The sequence below is a fragment of the Haloarcula sp. KBTZ06 genome (genome assembly GCF_048595605.1).
In the GTDB taxonomy this organism is placed as follows: domain Archaea; phylum Halobacteriota; class Halobacteria; order Halobacteriales; family Haloarculaceae; genus Haloarcula; species Haloarcula hispanica.
Genome location: NZ_CP184337.1, coordinates 2,304,146 through 2,328,102, shown reverse-complemented (window position 1 = coordinate 2,328,102; position 23,957 = coordinate 2,304,146). Strand labels below are relative to the sequence as shown.

Annotated in this window: 15 protein-coding genes; 9 read left to right on the top strand and 6 right to left on the bottom strand. The window is 64.9% G+C overall.

The genetic code is table 11. From position 1 onward, the window contains the following. Window positions 1-28 precede the first annotated feature (28 nt). Window positions 29-1,684, top strand: coding sequence for a long-chain-fatty-acid--CoA ligase (locus tag ACNO8S_RS12075; protein WP_420181987.1), 1,656 nt, complete (start codon window positions 29-31; stop codon window positions 1,682-1,684). Between the two features lie 143 nt (window positions 1,685-1,827). Continuing rightward, window positions 1,828-2,889 (top strand): zinc-dependent alcohol dehydrogenase family protein, encoded by a 1,062-nt coding sequence (locus ACNO8S_RS12070; RefSeq protein WP_420181986.1) that lies wholly within the window; start codon window positions 1,828-1,830, stop codon window positions 2,887-2,889. 34 nt (window positions 2,890-2,923) lie between these two features. On the opposite strand, the gene ACNO8S_RS12065 is transcribed toward ACNO8S_RS12070, so the two are convergent. Together ACNO8S_RS12065 and ACNO8S_RS12060 are read right to left on the bottom strand one after the other, a co-directional pair. Continuing rightward, window positions 2,924-3,739: an aminoglycoside N(3)-acetyltransferase gene (locus tag ACNO8S_RS12065; RefSeq protein ID WP_420181985.1), complete on the bottom strand. Its 816-nt coding sequence runs from the start codon at window positions 3,737-3,739 to the stop codon at window positions 2,924-2,926. Window positions 3,740-3,835: 96 nt separating this feature from the next. Next, window positions 3,836-5,305, bottom strand: a complete 1,470-nt coding sequence (locus tag ACNO8S_RS12060) for an aldehyde dehydrogenase family protein (protein ID WP_420181984.1) — start codon at window positions 5,303-5,305, stop codon at window positions 3,836-3,838. 82 nt (window positions 5,306-5,387) lie between these two features. On the opposite strand from ACNO8S_RS12060, the gene ACNO8S_RS12055 reads away from it, so the two are divergent. Next, window positions 5,388-6,551: an acyl-CoA dehydrogenase family protein gene (locus ACNO8S_RS12055; protein ID WP_420181983.1), complete on the top strand. Its 1,164-nt coding sequence runs from the start codon at window positions 5,388-5,390 to the stop codon at window positions 6,549-6,551. Window positions 6,552-6,611: 60 nt separating this feature from the next. Here the strand turns inward: ACNO8S_RS12055 and ACNO8S_RS12050 are convergent, their stop codons facing one another. Then, complete coding sequence (locus ACNO8S_RS12050; protein WP_420181982.1) at window positions 6,612-7,382, bottom strand: IclR family transcriptional regulator; 771 nt, start codon at window positions 7,380-7,382, stop codon at window positions 6,612-6,614. Window positions 7,383-7,532: 150 nt separating this feature from the next. Here ACNO8S_RS12050 and ACNO8S_RS12045 point away from each other — a divergent pair, with 150 nt between their 5' ends. Together ACNO8S_RS12045 and ACNO8S_RS12040 are read left to right on the top strand one after the other, a co-directional pair. Beyond that, the gene (locus tag ACNO8S_RS12045) at window positions 7,533-8,663 is read left to right on the top strand and encodes a serine hydrolase domain-containing protein (RefSeq protein ID WP_420181981.1); all 1,131 of its coding nucleotides are present in this window, start codon (window positions 7,533-7,535) and stop codon (window positions 8,661-8,663) included. A 123-nt stretch (window positions 8,664-8,786) separates the two neighbouring features. After that, entirely contained in the window at window positions 8,787-10,085 is a 1,299-nt protein-coding gene (locus ACNO8S_RS12040; protein ID WP_151145399.1) for a DUF362 domain-containing protein, read from the top strand. A gap of 325 nt (window positions 10,086-10,410) precedes the next feature. Here the strand turns inward: ACNO8S_RS12040 and ACNO8S_RS12035 are convergent, their stop codons facing one another. Beyond that, a complete protein-coding gene (locus ACNO8S_RS12035) occupies window positions 10,411-13,461 on the bottom strand; it encodes an FAD-binding and (Fe-S)-binding domain-containing protein (RefSeq protein ID WP_420181980.1) in 3,051 nt (1,016 codons plus the stop codon). A gap of 102 nt (window positions 13,462-13,563) precedes the next feature. On the opposite strand from ACNO8S_RS12035, the gene ACNO8S_RS12030 reads away from it, so the two are divergent. After that, window positions 13,564-13,944 carry a VOC family protein gene (locus tag ACNO8S_RS12030; RefSeq protein ID WP_011223955.1) on the top strand — a complete coding sequence of 127 codons (381 nt, stop codon included), beginning with the start codon at window positions 13,564-13,566 and terminating at the stop codon, window positions 13,942-13,944. Window positions 13,945-13,989: 45 nt separating this feature from the next. Here the strand turns inward: ACNO8S_RS12030 and aceB are convergent, their stop codons facing one another. Then, the gene (gene aceB / locus ACNO8S_RS12025) at window positions 13,990-15,297 is read right to left on the bottom strand and encodes a malate synthase AceB (RefSeq protein WP_420181979.1); all 1,308 of its coding nucleotides are present in this window, start codon (window positions 15,295-15,297) and stop codon (window positions 13,990-13,992) included. A gap of 414 nt (window positions 15,298-15,711) precedes the next feature. Here aceB and ACNO8S_RS12020 point away from each other — a divergent pair, with 414 nt between their 5' ends. Beyond that, complete coding sequence (locus tag ACNO8S_RS12020; protein ID WP_420181978.1) at window positions 15,712-16,476, top strand: IclR family transcriptional regulator; 765 nt, start codon at window positions 15,712-15,714, stop codon at window positions 16,474-16,476. Between the two features lie 360 nt (window positions 16,477-16,836). On the opposite strand, the gene ACNO8S_RS12015 is transcribed toward ACNO8S_RS12020, so the two are convergent. Beyond that, on the bottom strand, window positions 16,837-17,172 hold the full coding sequence (locus ACNO8S_RS12015) for a hypothetical protein (protein ID WP_050007057.1): 336 nt from the start codon (window positions 17,170-17,172) through the stop codon (window positions 16,837-16,839). 97 nt (window positions 17,173-17,269) lie between these two features. Between ACNO8S_RS12015 and malA the strand changes: the two genes are divergently transcribed. Both malA and ACNO8S_RS12005 read left to right on the top strand, forming a co-directional pair. Next, window positions 17,270-19,264 carry an alpha-amylase MalA gene (gene malA, locus ACNO8S_RS12010; protein ID WP_420181977.1) on the top strand — a complete coding sequence of 665 codons (1,995 nt, stop codon included), beginning with the start codon at window positions 17,270-17,272 and terminating at the stop codon, window positions 19,262-19,264. A gap of 126 nt (window positions 19,265-19,390) precedes the next feature. Continuing rightward, window positions 19,391-23,926 (top strand): glycoside hydrolase family 15 protein, encoded by a 4,536-nt coding sequence (locus ACNO8S_RS12005; RefSeq protein WP_420181976.1) that lies wholly within the window; start codon window positions 19,391-19,393, stop codon window positions 23,924-23,926. Window positions 23,927-23,957 lie beyond the last annotated feature (31 nt).

Below are 23,957 nucleotides of genomic sequence, written 5' to 3'. Positions count from 1 at the left end.
AACATATCGGTGTGTGTTGACACGGAGTATGCCAGGTGGTGCACCACTCAACCTCCGGTCATTCCTGTGGCGTGGCGAAAACGTGTTCCCCGACAGCGAGATCGTCTCGCGGACACACCAGGGGATTCACCGATACACAATAGCGGAGTACGCCGAGCGCGTGCGGAAACTGGCCTCAGCGCTCGAACAGGCGGGCATCGAACGCGGCGACAGAGTCGGGACCTTCGCCTGGAACAACCACTGGCATCAGGAGGCCTACTACGGCGTCGCCTGCATGGGTGCGCAGGTACACATGATTAACCTCCTCCTCCCCGACGAGCACATCCAGCACATCGTGGCCGACGCCGAGGACGAGATCCTCATCGTCGACCCCGTCATGCTGGAGAAGCTCGAAGCGGCGTACGACGAGGAGGCGTTCGCCTCCGTCGAGCAGTACATCGTGATGGGAGAGCAGGTACCGGAGACGTCGCTGGGGCCAGTCGTCGACTACGAATCGTTCATCGCCGACGGCGACCCCGACTACTCCTTCCCGCAACTGCCCGAGGACCAGCCCGCGGGGATGTGCTACACGTCCGGGACAACAGGCAAGCCCAAAGGCGTCGAGTACACCCAGAAGATGTACTGGACGCAGGTCATGTCGCTGATGACCAGCGAGGCCGGTATCAAGACCGACGACGTGGAACTGACGTACGTCCCGATGTTCCACGTCAGCGGCTGGTGTCGCCCGTTCACGACTATCGCCGCCGGAGCCAAGACGGTCCTCCCCGGGCCAAACCCGTCGGCTGAGGACCTGGCGAGGCTCATCGAGGAAGAGGACGTGACCGTCTCGGCAGCGGTCCCGACCGTCTTCATGGACCTGCTGGAGTACGCCCGCGAGAGCGACGTGGACTTCTCGTCGGTTCGGTACTTTACCAGCGGCGGGTCCGCGACGCCGCGGTCACTGATGGAGGATTACAAGCAGGAGTTCGACGTGGACCTCATCTCCGGCTACGGTATGACCGAAACGTCGCCGGTCACCCACGCCTACGAGCCAAAGCCCGGGCTGGCGGACCTTCCGGAGGAGGAGCTGTTCGACCTGCGGAGCCACTCCGCGGGGCTTCCTATTGCCGGCCTGGAGTTCAAAGTCGTCAACACCGACGGCGAGGAAGTGCCCTGGGACGGCGAGTCGCTGGGCGAACTCTGGATGCGCGGCCCGTGGGTCACACAGGAGTACTACAACGCCCCCGACGCGACCGAACAGGCTGTCACCGACGACGGCTGGTTCAAGACCGGTGACATCGTCCGGGTGAGTCCGGAGGGGTACGTCGACGTGGTCGACCGGATGGACGACCTCGTCAAGAGCGGCGGCGAGTGGATAGCAAGCGTCGAGGTCGAAAACGCCGTCATGGGTCACGACGAGGTCGTCGAAGCCGCAGTTGTCCCGGTCCCCCACGAGCGGTGGGACGAGCGCCCCGCCGCGTTCGTCGTCACACGCGACGCTGTGTCCGACGAAGCCGCGCTGCGCCAGGAGATCAAAGACCTCGTCGCCGAGTCGTACCCGTCGTGGTGGGTCCCCGACGCCATCCGTCTGGTCGACGGGATTCCCAAGGGCGCGACCGGGAAGTTCTCGAAGCAGACGCTCCGTGACGAGTACGTCGACGAGTCGATCATCGAAACTGTCGCCGAGAACGCCCCGGCGACGTAACCCGACTGAAGCGCGGCGGGGCATTCCGGCTGTCAAAATAGTATCGGCGGCGGCCTCGGTCGCGAGCAGCTATCGCTGCCGGATCAGCCACACCAAGTCCAATCGCGGATAGGTATTTATGCTAGCCCCGCGCACCTTGCGGTATGCGAGCAGCTGTCATTGAGGAGCACGGCGAACCGCTCACGATTCAGGACGTGCCCTATCCGGAGCCCCAGCCGGATCAGGTCGTCATCGAGACAGAAGCCTGCGGAGTCTGCCGGAGCGACTGGCACGCCTGGCAGGGGGACTGGGAGTGGTTCGGCATCCAGACCGGGCCCGGGCAGATTCTGGGCCACGAGCCGGCCGGCGTCGTCGCCGACGTGGGTGCAGACGTCGAACAGTTCTCCGAGGGGGACCGCGTTACGGTCCCGTTCCACCTCGGCGACGGGTCGTGCCAGTACTGCCAGCGCGGGCACGCTAATATCTGCGAGACATCGATGCCGCTCGGATTCCTCGACGCCGCACCGGGGGCGTTCGCCGAGGCGTTCCCCGTCCGCGAAGCCGATTTCAACTGCGTCACGCTGCCGGACGCCGTCGACTTCACCGAGATGGCCGGCTTGGGCTGTCGGTTCATGACGGCGTACCACGCACTGACCGACCGGGCGGACCTCAGGCCGGGCAACGCCGTCGCGATTCACGGCTGTGGTGGCGTCGGGCTCTCGGCGGTCCACATCGCCGACGCGCTGGGGGCCGAACCGATTGCGGTCGACGTACAGGAGGGCAAACTCGACCGAGCGCGGGACCTCGGCGCGGCGGCGACAATCAACGCCGCCGAGGTGGACAACGTCCCCGGCGAGGTCCATGCGGTCACGGACGGCGGAGCCGACGTGGCCATCGACGCGCTGGGCATCGCCGAGACGTGTCGCAACGCTGTCGAGTCACTGGGCAAGCAGGGCACCCACGTCCAGGTCGGACTCACGACTGACGACGAGGCCGGGAAAATCTCCCTGCCGGTGGACACGATGACTCTGCAGGAGATCGACTTCCACGGCTCCTACGGGATGCCGCCAGTTCGCTACGACGAGCTGTTCAGACTCATCGACGCTGGGACGCTCGCCCCCTCGAAGATTGTCGGGGAGACGCTCGCGCTCGAAGACGTGCCGGCCACCCTCTCGTCGATGGGCGAGTACGAGACGGTCGGCATCCCCGTCATCGACGAGTTCTGAGTTACGCCGGCACTGCGCTGCGGTTCGCCGGTCCCTACGAACGGTTCGCTGCCAGCCACTCGACGGCGAAGTCTACCATCGGCTGTTGGGCGAGGAGTTTCGACTCGCCGACGCCGACAGTGCCTGTCTCGACGGCGCTGGGGTGTGCACGCTCGAACGCATCGCCACAGGCTTGGAAGTCCTCATCGTCGAGTTCGATATCCTCCCAGTAGCGCCATTCGCGCTCACCGTCGGCGAGGACGGCACTGGCGTGGTCAGTCGTGTCGGCCTCGATATCGGCGCGGTACTCGGCGAGGTGCAGCGAGGTGTTGGTCGCATGTGACGTTCCGAGAAACAGGACTGTCCCATCACGGTCATAGACCCCGGACAGCGGTGATGCCTCCCCGAGCGAGTAATCGTAGGCGTGACCGCCGACAATGGCCTCGGCATCGGTACCCCATGCGGCGAACGAATGCTGTGGGTGGGCACTCCGGTGGACATCTGGATACGTGCGAAAACACTCGGCGATTGCACCCATTCCTTGCGTTGGCGTCACTGCCGGTCGGTACGGAGGGAACTGCTCGCGAATCGTGTCACCCCACGAGTCCGGGACTGGTGGATGCTCCATATTGTCGGGGTCTCTGTTGTCGGGCGAGTGCGTTGGCATCACCACATTCCCGCTCTCAGAGACGACACGCTGCAGGGCGTCTACCACCGCTGGTGCGCCACCACAGACCCATCCCAGTTCGGACAGCGACCCGTGGACCAGTACCGTTTCCCCGCTTTTTAGACCCAGCGTACGGAGGTCGCGTGCTATCGAATCCACGGTGACCGGTTCCGCTGAACGGTCGCTTGGGCGCGGCGTGTCCATGAGGGATGATAGCCGAAAGCGGGCATAAGTTTCGTGTTCGCCGGGCCCACAGAGTCGTTATCGTGGGCTACCTGCTGTGGCCCTATAGTTGACAGCTCAGAGCAGTTGGTAGTCGCGCTCTTCGTGCTGGACGGAGATCCACTTGGTCTCGGTCAGTTCGTCCATGATCCACTCGCCGTTGTACCGGCCGAGGCCGGAGTCCTTCATCCCGCCGAACGGGGCGTTGGGTTCGTCCTGAATCGGGTGGTCGTTGACGTGGACCATCCCGGCGTCGATCTGGTCGGCGATGGACCGACCGTGTTCGACATCACCGCTGTAGACGCCCGCGGCGAGGCCGTACTCGGTGTCGTTGGCGAGTTCGACAGCCTCTTCGTCGGACCCGAACGGGATGACCGGAGCGACAGGGCCGAAGTGCTCGTTACAGGCCGCGGACATATCGTTGGTACACTCCGAGAGAACGGTCGGTTCGAGGAACAGGTCCTCGACTTCGCCGCCCGTTTCCAGCGTCGCGCCGGCGTCGACGGTCTGCTCGATGAACGAGGTGAGCTGTTCGACCTGGCTCTCGTTGATGATCGGGCCGAACTCCACGTCCTCGTCGAGCGGGTTCCCGATGGTCAGCGACTCCGCGTGCTCGACGAGCTTCTCGACGTACTCGTCGTAGACGTCCTCGTGGACGAGGTGGCGATTAATCGAGATACACACCTGTCCCTGATGGCCGAACGCGCCGACGGAGCCGGCCTTTGCGGCTGCCTCGATGTCGGCGTCCTCGGTGACGACGAACGGTCCGTTCCCGCCGAGTTCAAGCGCCGGAAGGGCGAGCGCGTTCCCGGCCTGACTGGCCACGGACCGGCCGACCGCCGTCGATCCGGTGAACGACATCACGCGGGCGGCCGGGTGGCCGGCCATCCGGTCGCCGATGTCGGAGCCGTGGCCCGTGACGACGTTGACGACGCCGTCCGGGAGGCCGGCCTCCTCGGCGATGTCGGCCAGCAGGAGCCCGCCGGTAATCGGCGTGTCCGTCGCGGGCTTGATGACGACGGTGTTCCCCAGTGCGAGCGCGGGGCCGAGCGCCCGCGTCGTGAGGTGTAGCGGGAAGTTCCACGGGGAAATAATCCCGACGACGCCAGCGGGCTCGCGGACGATGTGATGGTCCTTATCTTCGTGATACATCGAATCGCGGACCTCTTCCTCCGGCGGGACCATTTCCAGTGCGCTCTGGAAGTCCGCCATGGCGAAGTTGGCCTCGGCAGTCGCTTTGGCCTGAACACTGCCCGACTCCGTCGCGAGCAGTTCGACGATCTCGTCGAGTCGTTCCTGCATTACCCCGATCATCGCCTGAACGTACTCGTTGCGTTCCTCGCGCGACAGCGCCGCCCAGTCGGACTGGGCCGCTTCGGCGGCCTGATAGGCGTCGTTGACGTCCCCCTCTGTCCCGGCGGGTACCGCCGCGATTTCCTCGCCTGTCGCGGGGTTAGTCACCGGAATCGTATCAGACGCTCCGGCGTCGCGCCACTCGCCGTCGATGTACAGTTGGCTCCACGCCGTCTGGCTATCTGGTTGTGACATTCCATGCTGTCGACAGCGCTACGGACTTTTAGCACTTTGGCAGCAGGCAAACGCTTAATTGAACCCCGGCCACAGATCCTATATGATCGATTACCTCGGTCTCGAAGGCGACCTCGGCGAGGAAGAGCGGATGGTCCGTGACACGGCCCGGGACTTCGTCGAGAACGAAGTCAAACCGGACGTCGGCCAGCACTGGATCGACGGGACGTTCCCGACGGACCTCATCACCGAGATGGGTGAACTCGGGTTCTACGCACCGAACCTCGACGGGTACGGGTTGCCTGGACTCAGCGAGACAGCCTACGGCCTCTTGTTACAGGAACTGGAGGCCGGCGACAGCGGCCTGCGCTCGATGGCCAGCGTTCAGGGTGCGCTCGTCATGTACCCGATTCACGCCTACGGCAGCGATGCCCAGAAGGAGGAGTGGTTGCCGGCGCTCGGCAGCGGCGAGCGGGTGGGCTGTTTCGGTCTGACCGAGCCCGAACACGGGTCGAACCCGTCGGCGATGGAGACGACGGCCGAGCGCGACGCCGACGGCTACGTCCTGAACGGCTCGAAGACATGGATTACGAACGCGCCCATCAGCGACCTCGCAGTGGTCTGGGCAAAAGTCACGTCCGCCGACGGCGACCCCGTGCGGGGCTTCCTCGTCGAGACTGACCGCGACGGCGTGACGACGAACAAGATCGACGAGAAGCTCTCGCTGCGCGCGTCAATTACGGGCGAGATCAGCCTCCAGAACGCCCGCGTCCCCGAGGAGAACGTTTTGCCGGGCGTCGAGGGCATGAAGGGGCCGCTGTCCTGTCTCACGCAGGCCCGCTACGGCATCGCTTGGGGGACGGTCGGGGCCGCGATGGACTGTTTCGAGACCGCCCACGAGTACGCCACTGACCGCGAGCAGTTCGGGAAGCCAATCGCCGGCTACCAGCTCCAGCAGGAGAAGCTCGCGGAGATGGCGACCCAGATATCGCTGGGCCAGTTGCTCGCCCACCGGCTCGCCGACCTGAAGGAACGCGGCGACCTCCGCCCGGAACAGGTGTCGATGGCAAAACGCAACAACGCGCGGATGGCCCGCGAGCAGTCACGGGTGGCCCGCGAGATGCTCGGCGGCAACGGCATCACTGCTGATTACTCCCCGATGCGGCACCTGACGAACCTCGAAACCGTCTACACCTACGAGGGGACGCACGACATCCACTCGCTCATCATCGGGCACGACCTGACCGGCATCCCAGCGTTCGAGTAGGGCGGCCGTCGAATATCTTCCGGGATACGGAACGGCCCCGCTGATGCGAAACAGTACTTCTCAATCGTACGTGAGGTCGATCTTCAGCTCGCTGGCTTTCCGTTCCAGCAGATCGGGGTACGTCGATTCGATGTCGTCCTGGCTCACCCGGCCATTCGGCCCGAAGACGCTCAACGCGCCGATGAGGTCGTCCTCGTGGTTGTACACCGGCACGCCAGCCGCTCGCAGGCCGTCCATGTGTTCGGACATATTGGTCGCGTAGCCCCGCTCACGGACCTGTTCGAGTTCCTCGAACAGCGCGTCCCGGTCGGTAATCGTGTTCGCCGTCAACTCTTCGAGGGCGGTGGCTTCGGCGAACGCCTCGATGCGCTCGTCAGGCCACTCCGCGAGGATGGCTTTCCCCGAGGCGAGCGCGTGCAGCGGCCGGCGTTTGCCGATCATCGTGTCGCTCTGCAGGGGATTCCGGCCGCCGGCCCGATGGAGATACACGCCCTCGAAGCCCTCTTCGACCAGAAACAGCGCCCGCTCGTCGGTTTCTATCGCCAGTTCGATGACTTTCTGCTTGGCGACGATATAGCCCGGTCGCCGTATCCGCGGCGGTTCGCTGAGTTGCAGAAACCGCAGCGAGAGCCGGTACTCCCCGTCCTCCTCGACGAGATAGTCCATGTCGTGCAGCGTCTTGAGGTGCCGATACACCGTGCTCTTGGCCAGGTCCGTCTCCGCCCGAATCTCCGCAATTGTCGCGCCTCCCGCGTCCCGAATCAGCCCCAGAATCTCGAACGACGTCCGGGTCGTCGATACCTCCGACGTTCCGTTCTTGTTTTCGAGCATACGGAGTTGTGACCGCTTAGTGACATCAACGTTTCGCATAATCGACCATGATGGTCTGACAGCTCGAACGCAATCAGTAGCCGTCTGCCGCTTGATTCCGCGACCGAACAGAACCTAACTTCTATTATCTCGCCGGAGTCAAGACAAGGTATGCCACAACTCAGCGCAGACGCCATCGAACAGCTCCGGGCTCAGTTCGACCGACAACTCGAGGTCGGACTGCACCACGGCGCACAGTTGGCGGTGTACGTCGACGGCGACCTCGTCGTCGACTTCGCCGGCGGTTCCACGGGTCCCGACGGTGACGAAACGACGCCCGAGACGCGCCACGTACTGTTCTCCTGTACGAAGCCGTTCGCCGGCGTCGGCCTGCACCAGCTCGTCGAGCAGGGCGAACTCGACTACGACGACCGGGTGGTCGAGCACTGGCCGGAGTTTGCCGACGACGGCACGCAGAAAGCATCGATTACAGTCCGACAGGTGCTCAGCCACACCGCCGGTATCCCCTTCGGAGAATTCGACGAACAGTACGAAAGCTGGGGCGACTGGGACGCCGTCGTCGCGGCGATGGAAGACATCGAACCCGTGTTCGAGCCCGGAACGACGCCGGCGTATCACGCCATCAACTACGGCTGGCTGGTCGGTGAACTCATCCGCCGCTGTAGCGGCCAGCCGGTCGAAGAGTACGTCGCGGAGAACGTGTTCGAGCCGCTGGGAATGGACCAGACCGGTATCGGTCTGCGGGATGACGAGCCCGACGACGTGGCGACCCTGGCCGGCTACGAGGCGTTCGAGCGGTGTCACGATGTCGACGAGGGGCTCGATGACCCCGCCGCGTCCGCCGGGGCATTTAATCAGGAAGCGATGCGCCGGGCAGTGATCCCCGCGGCTAACGGCATCGGTACGGCCCGGGACATGGCCCGGTTCTACGCCTGTCTCGCCAACGGCGGGTCGCTGGACGGGACGCAACTGCTGACCGAAGCGACTGTCGACGAGGCGACCACGACTCACGCCGAAACCGAGTCCGACGGCACGCTATCGCGCCCGGCCCGCTACGGCCTTGGCGTCTGGACCGGCGGGCTGGCCGCCGATATGTTCGGGGCCGCCAGCAAAGAGCGCATGTTCGGCCACGCCGGCCTCGGGAGTTCGTTCGGCTGGGCCGACCCCGAACTGAACGTCGGGTTCGCGCTCGTCACGAACGGTATCCGCGACGAGTCCTTCGAACACGCCGCCCGCGTCGGCCAGCTTTCCGACGCCGTCCGACTGCTGTTACAGGACTGACTGCGCCGGTCTGGGGGTTGCCGTCGTAGGCATTCCTGATCGTTCGGGTCGATGTCCGTATCCCCGGTCACCATAGAGCTGGGCGACCCCGGTTTTTGTATGGCTCGGCACTGATCCTCCGATATGAACTTCCCCGACCGAGGCGACGTGGACCACCTTATCGACCCACAGCCGCTGCCGGGCTTCGCTCGCGTCCGGTACGAGCCGGAGACGGCCGCCGTCGACGACCCGTCGGCCGCGGCGCGGACCGAACTCGACCGCCTCGACTTTGACGGGCTGGAAGCGGGTGCGACTGTTGCCGTTGCCGTCGGCAGCCGTGGCATCCACCGTATCGACGACATCGTCGAGACTGTCGTTGCGGATATCCGTGATCGGGGCTTCGAGCCGGTCGTCGTCCCGGCGATGGGGAGCCACGGCGGGGCAACGCCCGAGGGCCAGCGCGAAGTGCTGGAGAGCCTGGGTATCACGGAGTCGCGCCTTGATGCCCCCATCGACGCCCGGATGGACACTGCACAGGTCGACACCGTTACTGTCGGTGACACCGAGTTTCCGGTCCACGTCTCGACGGCGGCACAGGAAGCGGATGCCGTGGTCGTCGTGAACCGGGTGAAGCCCCATACCAACTACAGCGGCCGCATCGAGAGCGGCCTGACGAAGATGACTGTCGTCGGACTGGGCAAGCAACACGGCGCGAAAGCGTTCCACTCGACAGCCATCAAGGAGGGGTACGTGGAGGCGCTGGAAACCGCACTCCCGGTTGTCGAGTCGGCACTGCCGCTTGTCGGCGGCGTGGCGCTGGTCGAGAACTTCCACGAGGAGACGGCCCACGTCGAAGCGATTCCCGCGGGCTCGTTCACCGACCGCGAGCCAGCGTTGCTGGAGCAGGCGTACGACGAGATGGCGACGCTTCCGGTCGACGACATTGACCTGCTCGTCGTCGACGAACTCGGCAAGGACGTCTCCGGCGCGGGGATGGACACGAACGTCATCGGCCGCTACCGCGTCCTCAACGCGCCGGACCCCGACGAGCCGGCGATCAAACTGCTGTACGCTCGCGGGCTCACCGAGGCGACGAAGGGCAACGGCAACGGCATCGGCTTGGCCGATATCACCCGCCAGGCTGCGGTTGACCAGCTGGACCTGCAGAAGACGTACGCGAACGCGCTCACCAGCGGGTCAACGGCGAAGGCGAAGCTCCCCCTCGTTGCGCCGGACGATGAGTTCGCCATCCGGACGGCGCTGTCCGCGCTCGGTGGCTACGACCCCGACACCGTCCGGATCGTCTGGATACAGACCACGCAGGACCTGTCCGAACTGCACGTCTCCGAGCCGCTCGTCGAGGACCTGCCGACCGCCGCCGAGGTTACCGGCCGCGAGTCGCTCACGTTCACCGACGGCACCGCGTCGTTTACCCGGGACTGACAGTCGGGTGACGACGGTCCCCGTCATGCATCTGGAACAATTTCTAACAACTGTACATCCGTTTCTCCGACTACAACATATTATACCAGTATTACTTTGGGCATGTGATTCGATCCGAACAAGCGGTGGACCTGAATACAGGCAGAGCTGCTGATAAAACTCTATATACTGTGATATTCGAGCGCTATCATCGTACTATCTGGAGATATATCCCGATTGTAGTTGTCGAACGGTTATATCTATGTGTTTTGCCAAATATACCTCCAAATGTCCGAAAACAACATCCCATTCGGGTATGAGTCCAGACAAACAGCCCATGTTCCTATCACGCCGACCGTGAGGTCGTCGCTGTGTCTGGTAGTCGCTCGGCGACAACCTCGATAGGATGCGGTGGAATCTCGTCGATGCCGTCCCGGTCGCCCAGTTGGGAGCGACAGGACCCGCCGGGCGCGACGACGCGGTCGCCGTCGCTCTCCTCGACCTTATCGAACAGCAGCCGGCCGATAGTCTTCGAGAGATCGTAGTGCTCGTCGTGGTAGCCGAAGCTCCCGGCCATGCCACAGCACGTCGAGTCCAGCGGGTCGACCTCGTAGCCGACGCGACGCATGACGCCGACGGCGTGGTGATCCTTGTTGGTCCCCTTCTGGTTGCAGTGGCCGTGATAGCTGACCGCCCCGGCGGCCCCGAGCGACCGGTCCTCGACCGGCAGCGCGTCGTCGAGTCGGAACGTGTCGAGGTATTCCAGCACGCCGTAGGCGCTGTCGGCCACCTGCGACACTGCCGACCCGTCGAGTAAGTCCAGATATTCGTCCTGGAACATCACGGCGTCGGAGGGCTCGACGAAGACGATGTCCCACCCCTCTGTGACGCGGTCCGCCAGCCGGTCCGTGTTCGTCTCGGCTCGGTCGCGGGCCACGTCCAGCATTCCGGTGGAGTACGCCGCTCGCCCGGACGGCGCGGTGTTGTCCGGAATGGTGACGTGAACGCCTGCGGCTTCCAGCGTTTCGACGGCGGCCTTGCCGGCCGTCGGGTACGAGTAGTTCGTGTACGTATCGGGGAACAGCAGGACTTTGCGGTCGGCTTCGGCCCGCGAGACAGTCGAGCCACCGCGTGCATCGAACCAGTCTTGGAGTGTCTCTCGGCTGAAGGTGGGGAGTTCGCGCTCCGGCGCGATGCCGAACAGTTTCTGCATAACGGCCCGCGCGCCCGGAATGTCTGTCGCCCAGTTCGAAATCGGTGCCAGCGCCGACCCGAGCTTCGAGGCAGTGTCGATGTTAGCAAACAGGCGTTCCCGGAGGCTGGCCCCCTCCGCTTCGTGGTGCTGGTGTTTCAGCTCGGTCTTGAGTTTCGCCATATCGACGCCGGTCGGGCAGTCGCTCTTGCAGCCCTTGCAGCCGACACAGAGGTCGAGCACTTCCTCCTGGAAGCGGTCGGAGTGAATCTCGTCTTCATCTAGGTCGCCACTAATAGCCGACCGGAGGAGGTTCGCGCGGCCCCGTGTCGTCTGGACCTCCTCCTCCGAGGCGCGGTATGTCGGACACATCACGTCTCCGTCGGTCTGGCGGCAGGTCCCACAGCCGTTACACAGTTCGACGAGCTCCGAGAAGCCGCCTTCGTCCTCGAAGTCCAGCGTCGTCTGTGGCTCCAGAGACTGGTAGTCGGGCCCGTACCGGAGGTTCTCACGCATGTCCGCACCGACCCCTCGGTCGGCATCAGGGCCGATATCCGCCGGCCCCTCACGGTAGACGACGTTGCCCGGGTGCATCCACCACTGCGGATCGAAGGCCGTCTTGACCTGTTTGAACGCATCCCAGAGCGTCTCGCCGTACATCTTGGGCGTGAACTCCGTTCGGGCCATCCCGTCGCCGTGCTCACCGGAGAACGACCCATTGTGTTCGAGCACGAGGTCGGTCACGTCGTCGGTGATGGAGTGCATGTCTTCGATACCGGATTCCTCCTTCAGGTTGAGAATCGGGCGGATGTGGAGTGTTCCGGAGCCGGCGTGGGCGAAGTACGCGGCCGAGGTGTCGTGGTCAGCTAGCACAGCCTCGAACTTCTCGACGTACTCGGCCAGTTCGGCGGGCGGGACCGTCGCGTCCTCGATGAACGGGTACGGCTTGGGGTCGCCGTCCATGGACATCAGGAGCGGAATCGCGGCTTTGCGGAGCTTCCAGAGGTCAGCCTGGTCGGCGTCGGTGTAGGCTTCCACCACGTCAAAGGCCGCTCCGTTATCGAGGAACCGTTCGTTGGTCCGCGCGATGGCCGCCTCGAAGTCATCGTGCAATTCCGAGTCGTATTCGAGCATCAACGCCGCGGCCGCTCGGTCCGGAATCGGGTCGACGTACTCGGCGTAGCCGTCGGAGCCAGCTGCGAGCCTGAACATCTCGTCGTCCATCAACTCGACCGCGCTGACATCGTAGTCAAGCGCGACCGGGACAGCCCGCATCGCATCGGGAAGCGTGTCAAAGCAGTACAGCGCCAGCGCGGTCTCCTCGGGGACGGTCACCAGCGAAAGTTCGGCTTCGACAATGACCCCGAGGGTCCCCTCGCTCCCGACAAACAGCTTCGCGAGGTTCAGCACGCGCTCGCCGTCGTCGTTTTCGTAGATAACGCGGTCGAGGTTGTAGCCAGACACCCGGCGCTTGAGGTCAGGGTAGCGGTCCTCGATTTCGCTTGCGTTCTCCTCGACGACTTCGCGGACCGTCTGATAGATGTCGGCCTCGCGGTCGTCTTTGCTCACGATGTCGTCCCACTCCGGCGAGTCGATGACGACCTCGCGGGCGTGGATGAGTGAGCCGTCAGAGAGGACAGCTTTCACCGCATCTGTGTAGGCGTCGGTGATGCCGTACCTGACGGAGTGTGCGCCGGTAGAGTTGTTTCCGATGCCGCCGCCGACCGAGGCGCGGTTCGACGACGCCGGGTCCGGCGCGAACTTGAGACCGTAGTTGGCCAGCGTGTCGTCTAAGTCGTCCTGCACCACACCGGGCTGGATGTGCGCCGTCTGCTCGCCCGGCCGAATATCGAGGATACCGTCCATGTGCCGGGACAGGTCTAGCACGACACAGCCCGGACCAACGGTCTGTCCGGCGAGCGACGACCCGGTCCCGCGGGGCATGATCGGGACGCCGTGGCTCGTCGCCACCTCGACGGCCGCCTGCACGTCGTCGGTATCAGTCGGATACACGACCCCTGCCGGTTCGGCGCGATAGATGCTCCCGTCCGTTGCGTACAGAACCCGGGCGTATTCGTCGAACTCGACCCCACCCGAGACCCGCGAGCGAAGCGCTTCCGCCAGGTCCCGGTACGCATCCACGTCCGGTCGGTCGAGGTCCAGTTCCTGTGCTGACCAGGTGTCCTCGACATTTTCGATCGCCATACGAGCATTCAGGAGTAATAATCATTAAAGTCTGTGGCATGCGGTCACAATTCGCTTTACGTAGCCCGCCAGCTATTTGACGCAGGGCACTGGAAGCGATGTATGGGCAATGCAAGCATCCTTCATATGTGCCTGAACGTGGCCGACGCCACAGCATCGATCGCGTTCTACGAGCAGTTCGGCTTCGAGGAGTCCTGGCAGTTCACCACGCCCGACGGCGAGACGACGAACTACTACGTGGCCGACGACAGCGGCGTCGAACTGCAACTGGCAGAAACGGACGGGGAGACGAGCTTCGAGATGGGGTCCGGCTGGGACCATCTCGCTCTCGGCGTGGACGATGTCGACGCGACGGTCGACCGCATCGATCATCACGGCGTCGTCAAAGAGCCCGGCCCACAGCCGGAGGCCGGCGCGTACACGGCCTTCGTCGCGGACCCCGACGGCCACCACGTCGAACTCATCGAACCGCTGGAAGACTGAACCACGCCCGCGGCGTTTCGAGTGACGAAATACTGAGGACGGCCGTTAGTTGCCGACAGCCGTGGCGCGTTCGACGATGTCAGTGCCGTACATCTCCGCCAGTTCCTCGTGCTGGTCCGGGCGGTGCTCGTACACGTCCTGGAACAGCGTGATGGGTGTCTGGGCGGCCTGGTAGGTCGCTTCGTCCCACATCCGGTCTTTACTGACCTCGACTTCGACGCCGTCGATGACCAGCGTCGCGGCCTGAGTCATCGCGATGGCTCCCTTGCCGGCCTCCTTCGCGGCCTCGAACTCCTCCATCGAGTCGACGATGTCGGTCATGCTGGGGATGTACGCGGTGCGGTCGAGCAGTTCCTCGGTGAGTTCGTCCTCGTCCAGTTCCAGCCGGTCACCGCCCGCCTGCAGGACGTAGCCGCCCTCGCCGTCCGTTTCCAGCGAGAGGTCGTCGCCGTCGTACACCTGCTTGCCGTCCTGTGCGTCGAGTTCGACCTCCTGACCGCCGACGTCGAGCAGCCAGCTCCCGGTCTTTGGCGGGAGCGGGGCCGTGTTCGCCTCCACGACTTGCCCCGGTGTCAGCGACCAGATGCCAGTCATCCCCTTCGCGCGGTTGTCCTTCATCCGCTCGCGGTACCCCTCGACGTCGCGGATATCGTCGTAGGGGCCGTCGACGGCGATAAGGCCGGCGGCGCTGGCACCGCGGGAGGTGTTGTGGCGCAGTTCCGGCCACGGCGGGAGTTCGCCGGTAGGCGTCATCGCACGCATGTCCTTCGTGTAGTCGACCTCGCCGTCGACGAGCAGGAACATGCGTTCGAGGTTGTTCGAGGGCTTGCCCATCTCCTCGCGCAGGTCACCCATCGCCAGTTCGGCCTCGCCGCTCTCCACGATGACCGACATGGAGAGGCTGCCCTCTTCGAGCCCGTGCTCGTGCTCGATGATGGTGAAGAACTCGTCGGCCTTCTTCCAGTCGTCGATGTCGCCGACCTCCGGAATGACGAAGCCGTCGATGTGTTCGACCGCGCCGTTGTCCGGGTCAGTGATCTCCAGCATCTGCTGGAACCCTTGGTAGCGGGTCGCCGGGGACTCGCGGTGCCAGACGACGCGCGGGTGGATCTCGCCGGGGAACTCGGCGCCCTGTTCGGCGACGACCTCGATGATGTTCTCGACGCCCTCCTCGCGCATGTTCGGTGCCGTCGCGTCCTCGTTGTCCGGGACCCAGACGTCGGGCGCCTGCAGGCCGCGGAGCTGGCCGGCGCTCCGCAGCATCTTCGCGGAGTCCTCCTCCCCGTCCACCGCTGTCGGCGAGGTAAAGAACGTTCTGACGAACTCGCGGTCGTAGTGTCGTTTCACACTCATAACTCGTCTCAAAGAACCCGACGGAACAGCTTAAATCTACCGTCCACTATCGACCGAAACATCGACGAGAGCGGTCGTTCCACCGTCTTTCAGCGGATTCGAAAATACGAAATATGTCTGTTTTATTTCCTTTCACTACTCGTTCGCCCGGACGACACAACGGTCGGCGGCGCACACTGCTCTGTCGGTATCTCGCGACCGTTCAGTCGCCACATCACGGAGCCCCCGGCGACTTCGGTCGCTGGCTTCGCGCCGTTGAACCCCACATTCCGTTTCGTATTTCCGAATGCCTGTGACGGTCGTAGAGTTGGGTGACGCCCACCTCGCCGTGCGTCAAGCCTCGGAAGCTACCGTAGAGCGATTGTCACAACCGATACGGCAATTTTATTCGAGCGGCACCAGAACTGGTGCCTAATGACACGGGCAAAAACGGACTCGGTCCGGGCGACGCAGACCTCGCTGTCGGTCCTCTCGGGAATCAAAGACCTCGGCGGGAGCGCCACGCTGGTCGAACTCGCCGACTCGCTGGACCCGGCCAAGAGCACGATATACAAACACCTGGTGACGCTGGAAGACGAGGGACTGGTCGTGGAACGGGACGGCGAGTACCGCATCGGGCTCCGGTGGCTGGAGTTCGGCGGCATGGCACAGCGCTACGACGGCATCTACGAGGTGGCAAAGCCCGAGGTCAGACGGATGGCCGTCGAGACCGGCGAACTGGCGAACCTGATGATCGAGGAGCAGGGCTACGGCATCTACATCCACACCACCAGCGGCGACCAGGCGGTCGCACTCGATACGCGCCTCGGGAAGCGCATCCACCTCCACAAGACCGCTATCGGCAAAGCGCTCCTGTCGAGTTTCGACGACGACCGTGTCGCGGAAATCATCGAGACCCGGGGGCTGCCGGCCGAGACGGAAAACACCATCACCGACCGCGAGACGCTGTTCGCAGAGCTTGAGACGATCCGGGAGCGCGGGGTCGCCGATGACACCGAGGAACGGGTCGACGGAACCGGTTGTGTCGGGGTCCCCATCGACACCGGCGACCGCCGTGAGGCCGCCATCAGCATCACCGCGCCCATCAACCGGTTGCAGTCGCCGGGCCGCAAAGCACAACTCATCGACACGGTGCAGCAGGCCGCTAACGTCATCGAAGTGAATCTGGCTCACGAATAACCGCTCTGTCTGTTGTCTCGACAGATACACCGAGTTCCGTCGCCGACGGTTGGCCGGTACTGGAAGAGTCTAATACCAGTACAGTTGTTATTCGACAGCCGAATACCCGCTGTCCGTGGTGGACAAGTCTGGCTACTGTAGAGAAATACTCCGCCCTCGGTACCCTCATTTAGCTACATAATCGGGATACTTCAACTCTTTTTAAATATAGCATCTTCTATTTGGGTTCGAAACCTCAAAAACAACTCCGAGTAGCGCAAGCAGTAGTTATATAATTCTATTACAGTACTAGCTTGGAGCGTATAGTTGTAGGTGGTTACTACGGTCATCGACCGGTGTCATCCCCGCGAGGGTGAACGCTCACCGGTAACACAGGCACACAGCGAGGATGCCGAAGTACGTCACGAGTCCCCAGCACGCCGCGGCGACGACGACCGGGCCCAGAAAGACGGCGAATCCGCCGGCAACACCCAGGAGTACGACTGCCGACGCCGTCCGGACGCCGCGGCGCTCCCACAGCGCCGCGACGGGCGTGTCGAGAACGAACAGCGCCTCGACACACAGTGCGACGGCCACGCCGACGGCGATGGCGGACTCGGACCAGAGCGTCTCAACTGCGCCCGTCTGTCGGAGATACGCGACGAGTGCCAGTCCACAGAGCAGCGCAAACCCGGCGTCGCGTCGGTAGTCGGGCACAGCGGAGGTACACGCCGTAGCCGGAAAGCGATGCTGCCGGCGGCGGCACGCTCGCGGCTACCCCAAGTACAAAGACACTGACAATCGCAGTGAACCTATGCACCATCCTGGACCGCCGCGGTTCGTGGCGACGGGTGACGAGGTCGAACTCGCGCCCCGCGACCCGGACCCGTCGGCGACCTACACCTGGCGACTGACGCAGGCACCGGCGCAATCAACGGTATCGCTCGGAGACGGCCCGGTCGAACACCTCGTCCCCGACGCGCCGGGCAGATACGTCGTCCGACTCACCGCACCGGACGGCGAACACGACCTCACTGTCCGCGCGTTCCCGGGGACCCTCGAATCGAGCGGGACACACACGTCCGGCCGCTCTGGCGGTCACAGCGGTGGCGTCTCCGGCGGGCAAAGCGGTTCCGGCCGCAGCGGGAGCGGCGAGTACACCGAGGCAGGGGACGGCGGCGACGGCGGCAGTGGCGGCGGCCAGCCACGCCTGACTCTGCGGCCGGACATTGAGGGCGACGAAGCCGTCGTTCGCGCCGATTGCAGTCCCCATCCCGAGGCGACCGAGACGGCCGCCGACCTCGCCGTCGAGTTCCTGCTGGACGACCGTGATGATATCGACGCCGACGCGGTGACCCGGGACGGGACGGCTCTCCGGATTCCGCTGGACGCGCTCCCGGACCGTGCTCGCATCCACGCCGTTGCAGTCGGAGACCACGGCTACAGCGTGCCCGACGCCGTCGAGTTCACCCGCGACGGGGACGGCGTCGAGACGGTGACGAGCGGTGCGGAGGTCGCCGCCCGACGACCCTACGACGCGCCGGCCTGGGCCGAGGACTCGGTCATCTACGAGATTTACGTTCGCACGTTCGCCGGCGATAGCGACGAATCGCCCTTCGACGCGATCATCGACCGTCTGGATTACCTCGACTCGCTCGGCGTCGACGCCATCTGGCTCACGCCGGTGTTACAGAACGACCACGCGCCCCACGGCTACAACATCACCGACTTCTTCGAAATCGCGTCGGACCTCGGCACCCGCGCGGACTACGAGCGGTTCGTCGAGGCGGCCCACGACCGCGGGTTCAAGGTGCTGTTCGATCTGGTGTGTAACCACTCGGCGCGGACCCACCCCTACTTCGAGTCCGCCCGCGACGACCCGGACAGCGAATACCGCGACTGGTACGAGTGGCGCACCGACACTGAACCGGAGACATACTTCGACTGGGAGCACATCGCGAACTTCAACTTCGATCACCTGCCGGTCCGCCGGCACCTGCTCGATGCGGTCGCGCAGTGGGCCGAACTGGTCGACGGGTTCCGGTGTGACATGGCCTGGGCCGTCCCGAACAGCTTCTGGCGCGAGATCCACGACTATTGCAAGGACCGCGACAGCGAGTTCCTGCTGCTGGACGAGACCATCCCGTACATCCCAGACTTTCAGGCCGGACTGTTCGATATGCACTTCGACTCGACGACCTACGCCGCGCTCCGGCAGGTCGGCGACGGCGGCGATGCCGAGGCCGTCCTCGGTGCTATCGAGGGGCGGGCGGAGATCGGCTTCCCGGAGCACGCGTCGTTCATGCTGTACGCGGAGAACCACGACGAGACGCGCTACGTCGTCGACTACGGGCGGGACGCCGCCGAGGCCGCCGCGGGTGCGCTGTTCACGCTCCCGGGCGCGCCGCTGCTGTACGCCGGCCAGGAGTTCGGACAGCGCGGCCGGCGCGACGACCTCGCGTGGGACCACGCCGACGAGGCGCTCCAGTCGTTCGTCAGTGACCTCTCCGCGGTCAGACACGACCAGCCGGCGCTGTCGGCCGACGCGGACCTCCTCCGAATCCCGTACGAGGTCCGTGACGGCCCGTCCGACCGCGTCGTCGCGTACGCGCGGACAACTGCGGAGGACGCGGCTGTCGTCGTGCTCAACTTCAGTAGTGAACCGTCGACGGTCGGGCTACCAGCCGGGACCGATGATACCGACCTCGTTTCTGGGGAGCATCGTGGAGCTGCTGATGACGGGGACACGGCAGTCACCGTCGACAGCGCCGCCGTGTTCCCGGCTGACGAGAGCGCTCTAAACCAGTAGACCGAGCGCGCGGATCTGTTCGGCATCAGCGGCCCCGTTCTCCCGGGATATGCAGCCACTCCCTCGAAGTATCACTAATTTGTCCGAACCACAGGAGTTTATAGAGATTGGTCTGCTTTGATGTGTATGCGGCTTTCGACAGCGCTCAACGAATACAAGCGGACTCGTCACGAGCGCTTTCCAGAAGAACGCAGGACTGTTTCAGGCTCTTTCTCCGGGCACGGTGATCGGCTCGTACACGTCGGCGAAGACGGCACGCTGAAGGACTATTCCGATTCGCTCTCCGGGCTCTCCGGTATTGACCGCTCCAGGCTCGGGGTTATGCTTGGGGACGAAACACGGTGGTTCAGTGACCTGGAGACGATCAGACAGCACTACTACCGCGAGACGCGGCTCGTCGAGACCGAATACGACGCGGGGTCGTTCACGGTCCACCAGTACGATCTGACGCTGGGCCGGGCCCACGTCACGCACGTCGCGATGCGCGGGGCGGTTCCACAGGACGCCAAGCTCGTGGCGTTCGTCACGCTGGCCCCCGACAGCAGCGACAGCGGCGTCGGCTCGCTGATTCACGAAGACGCCGGGCCAGACGACTCGCGCGTACTGGAGGTGTACCATCGGCGAGAGCACGATTACCTCGCCTCGTCGACCGGGCTGGACGCCGTCGCCGGACAGCGGCCGGAACGCCTCGCGGAGATACTCGACGGCAGCCCGATTGCGTTCCCGCGGTCGGAGCCAGTCGAGCGACGCGACCAGACCCGCCTCACCGGTGACTTCCTCGTGACCGCGCCGCTTGACCGGTCCGGACGCAGCAAGGACACGACGCTGGTCAGTCAGCTCTCGAACCACGACGAGGTCGACCGGGAGACGGCACTCCTCGACCTCGCCGACTGTGTGACGGAGCACACGACGTCTGACGATCTCCGGCAGGCCGGGCGGGAGCGAACGCGCATCGACGTGGCCGAATCGACGCCGCGGTCAGATTCGATACGGATGGACCTGCGGGTGCTTGACCTGCTGTCCTCGCCGACCGGCGGTCGCATCGCCGCCCCGGAGTTCGACCCGTTCTACTCGAACTCCGGCGGCTACGGCTACGTCTGGTTCCGCGACGACGCCTCGGTCTCCCGGCATCTGCTCGAAGCCGGCGACCGACTCGATATCGACACCGTCGAAATGTTGACCGAGAGCGCGGCGTTCCTCTGTGACAGCCAGCTTTCCGACGGGCGGTGGCCCCACCGCGTCTGGGCCGATACCGGGGCTATCGCGCCGGGCTGGGCCAACGCCAGAGTCGAGCACAACGCCGAATCGCCGGAGTACCAGGCCGACCAGACCGCGACCGTCACCGCCTTCCTCGCGACGCTGCTGCGAACACACCGCGGCAAGATGGACGCCGAACTGACGGCGATGGTTCGGGAGACAATCGATGCGGCCGTCGACACGCTCATCGAAGACATCGCGGCCAACGACCTGCCCGAGCCGTGTCAGAACGTCTGGGAGGACTCGGTCGGCCAGTTCACGCACACCACTGCGACGTTCATCGAGGCCTTCGCCGCGGTGACCCGCGCCCCGATGCCCGAATCGGTCTGTGAGCAGAGTCTGGCGGCAGCCGACCGGTTGCTAGACGGGCTGGATACGCTCTGGGACAGTGATCTGGGCGTGTACGTGATGGGGCTGACAAACGGGACGCCGGACCACCGCATCGACGCCGCGGGGCTCCACCTCGCGGACGCGCTACAGGAGTACGACAGCGTCGAGCGGACGGCGCTCTCTGACCAGCACCTCACACGTCTGGCCGACCATGTGAGCACGACGCTCGATACACTCTTTCGGAACCCCACCGAGAGCCAGGTCGCGGGACTGGCCCGCTACGAGGGCGACCGCTGGCGGACCGGTCATCAGGACAGCGAGAAGGTCTGGACGGTTACGACGGCGATGGGGGCCCTCGCCGCCGCCCGCGTCGGCGATATGCTGAACGACCGCGACGGGAGCGGCGACGCCTACCTCGACCGCGCGAGCGACCTGTACGAACTGCTCGAGGACGACGGGCCGCTCACGACCGACGCCGGCTACCTCGCCGAACAGGCCTTCGACGACGGCGACCTCGACAGCGCGACGCCGCTTGGCTGGTCCCACGCGTTGCGGCTCCACGCGACTGCGCGCCTGGACGAACTCAACGCGCTCCCGACGACATCGGCGGGAACCGAGGGGCCGAGCGAGCGCCCGACCTGGACGACCGGGGAGAAGTACGGCGTCGGCACCGTCGCCGACCACGACGAACCGGACCCCTCGCGCGTCTGGTTCACGCTCACAGAGGGCGCGCTGACGGAGGCTCGCTACCCGCAGGTCGACCTGATGAACCTGCGGACGCTGGATTTTCTGGTCCGGTGTACGGACGAGACGGACTACGCCGTCCGGACCCACCGCGAGAACCGCCGGACCGACGACAGCGTCAGGCGACGCGTCGAACCGGTCGACGACGAGGCGCTCCTCTATCGCCACGTCTTCACCGAGACCGGCGACGGCCGGGGCCACGAGTGGACGCTGACCGTCGACTACGCGACCGACCCCGAGCACGACGCCATCGTCGCCGACGTGTCCTTCAGCGCCAAGGACGGCAAATCATACGACGTGTTCTCGGTCGCGGACATCGCGCTCACCAGCACGGTCACCGAGGACCGCGCCATCAGATACGGCCAGCCCGGGAGCTACCACCTCGTGGGCCGGAACCCTCGCGCCTACACCGATCAGACGGACAACGACTTGCTCGTCGACGAGAACGGCGACGCATACTCCATCGCCGTGGCGATGGCCGCGGCCGGGCGTTTCGACTGGGCCACCGTCGGCGCGGCCGGCAGCGACCACCTCGATGGGCTGTACTCCGACGGAGACCTCCCGAACCCGGTCGAATCCATCGACGGGACGAACCTCGTCCTCATCGGCCGGCTGGACTCGGGGACCAGAGTCAGCGACACGGTCGCGCTCGGCTTCGCGCGACAGGCTGACACCGCCGCCGCGCTGGGCGAAGCCGACGGGGCGCTCGACCGCGGCTACGAGACGGTCAGCGCGGAGTACGCCGACAGCTGGGGTGACTTCCTTTCGGACAAGCAACTTCCGGAGTCGGTTGCCGACGACGAGGCACTGGCAAACCAGTACAGGACAGCGCTGATGACGCTGTTAGCGGTCGAGGACAAGACCTACCACGGGGCGTCTATTGCCTCGCCGTCCGTGCCGTGGGGCGAAGCCGTCCACGCCGAGGAGCCCAAGGGCTACGGCTACAACTTCGTCTGGTCACGTGACCTGTATCAGGTGTTTAGCGTGTTCGACGCCATCGGGTCGCTGGACATCGCAACGGACCAACTGGAGTACATCTACGAGTACCAACAGGACGACGCCGGCTTCATCCCGCAGAACACCTACGTCAACGGGACGACCCGCTGGGGCGGCGAGCAGATGGACAACATCTCGTTCCCGCAGGTGATGGCCTATCGCCTCGCCGAGAGCGGCGTCGACTTCGAGGATGTCGAGTACAGCTACGAGAACGTCCGGCGGTCGGCCGAGTACGTCGTCCGCCACGGCCCCGAGACCGCACAGGAGCGCTGGGAGGAGGAGGCCGGCTTCTCGCCGTCCTCGATTGCGGCCGAGATTGCCGGACTCGCGTGTGCGGCGAAGCTCGCGCTCGACACTGGCCACGAGGCCGACGCGCTTGTCTGGCTGTCGCTGGCCGACCAGTGGGCGAACAACGTCGAGGCCTGGACCGCGACCGAGACCGGGACCGAGCGCCACACTAACACGCCCTACTACACGCGGGTCACGCTCGATGGGAACCCCGAGATGGGGCACCTCCGGACACTCGCCAACGACGGCCCGACGCTTGACGAACGCAACATCATCGACGGCGGCTTCCTCGAACTTGTCCGGCTGGGCATCAAGCCCGACGACGACGAAACTATCCGGAACTCGCTCGTCGAAGTCGACGACACGATCAGCGTCGACACGGAGTACGCACCCGGGTTCTACCGGTACAACGGCGACGGCTACGGCGAACGCGGCCGGGACGACCAGGGCGCGCCGTGGACGGTCGAACACAAAGGGAAGGGCCGCCTCTGGCCGCTGCTCACCGGCGAGCGCGCCGAGTACGAACTCCACCGTGACGACCCGGACATCCCGCCCGAGAACTGCCTCCGGATGATGCAGGACGTGGCGAACTCCGGCCGGATGATCGCCGAACAGATATGGGACCGGGGCCACGCGACCGACTACGACTGGGAGTTCGCCGAAGGGACCGGCTCGGCGACGCCGCTGGCGTGGTCGATGGCCCAGTACGTGCGGCTGGCCCACGGCATCAGCGCCGGTGAACCGGTCGAAACGCCCGCGTTCGTCGACGACCGCTACCGCAAGCGGCGGGCCCACACGCCCGACCGCAGCCCCGCGCTCCGCGTCGACACGCAGTTCCGCGGGAACGAACTGGTCGTCTCCGGCGAGACGACCGGCGTCTGTGTCGTCGTCAAAACGCCCGCTGATATCACGTACATCCCCGTCGAGGAACGTGAGTTCGAGGTCGCAGTCGACGTCGACCCCGGTGAGAACCAGGTGATCGTCGCCGCCGCGGACGACGAGGATCTGGTCACCGCCGGGACAACCGTCTGGCAGCTCAACCTCTAGCCACTCCAACAAGTAGTTACCACTTTATAAC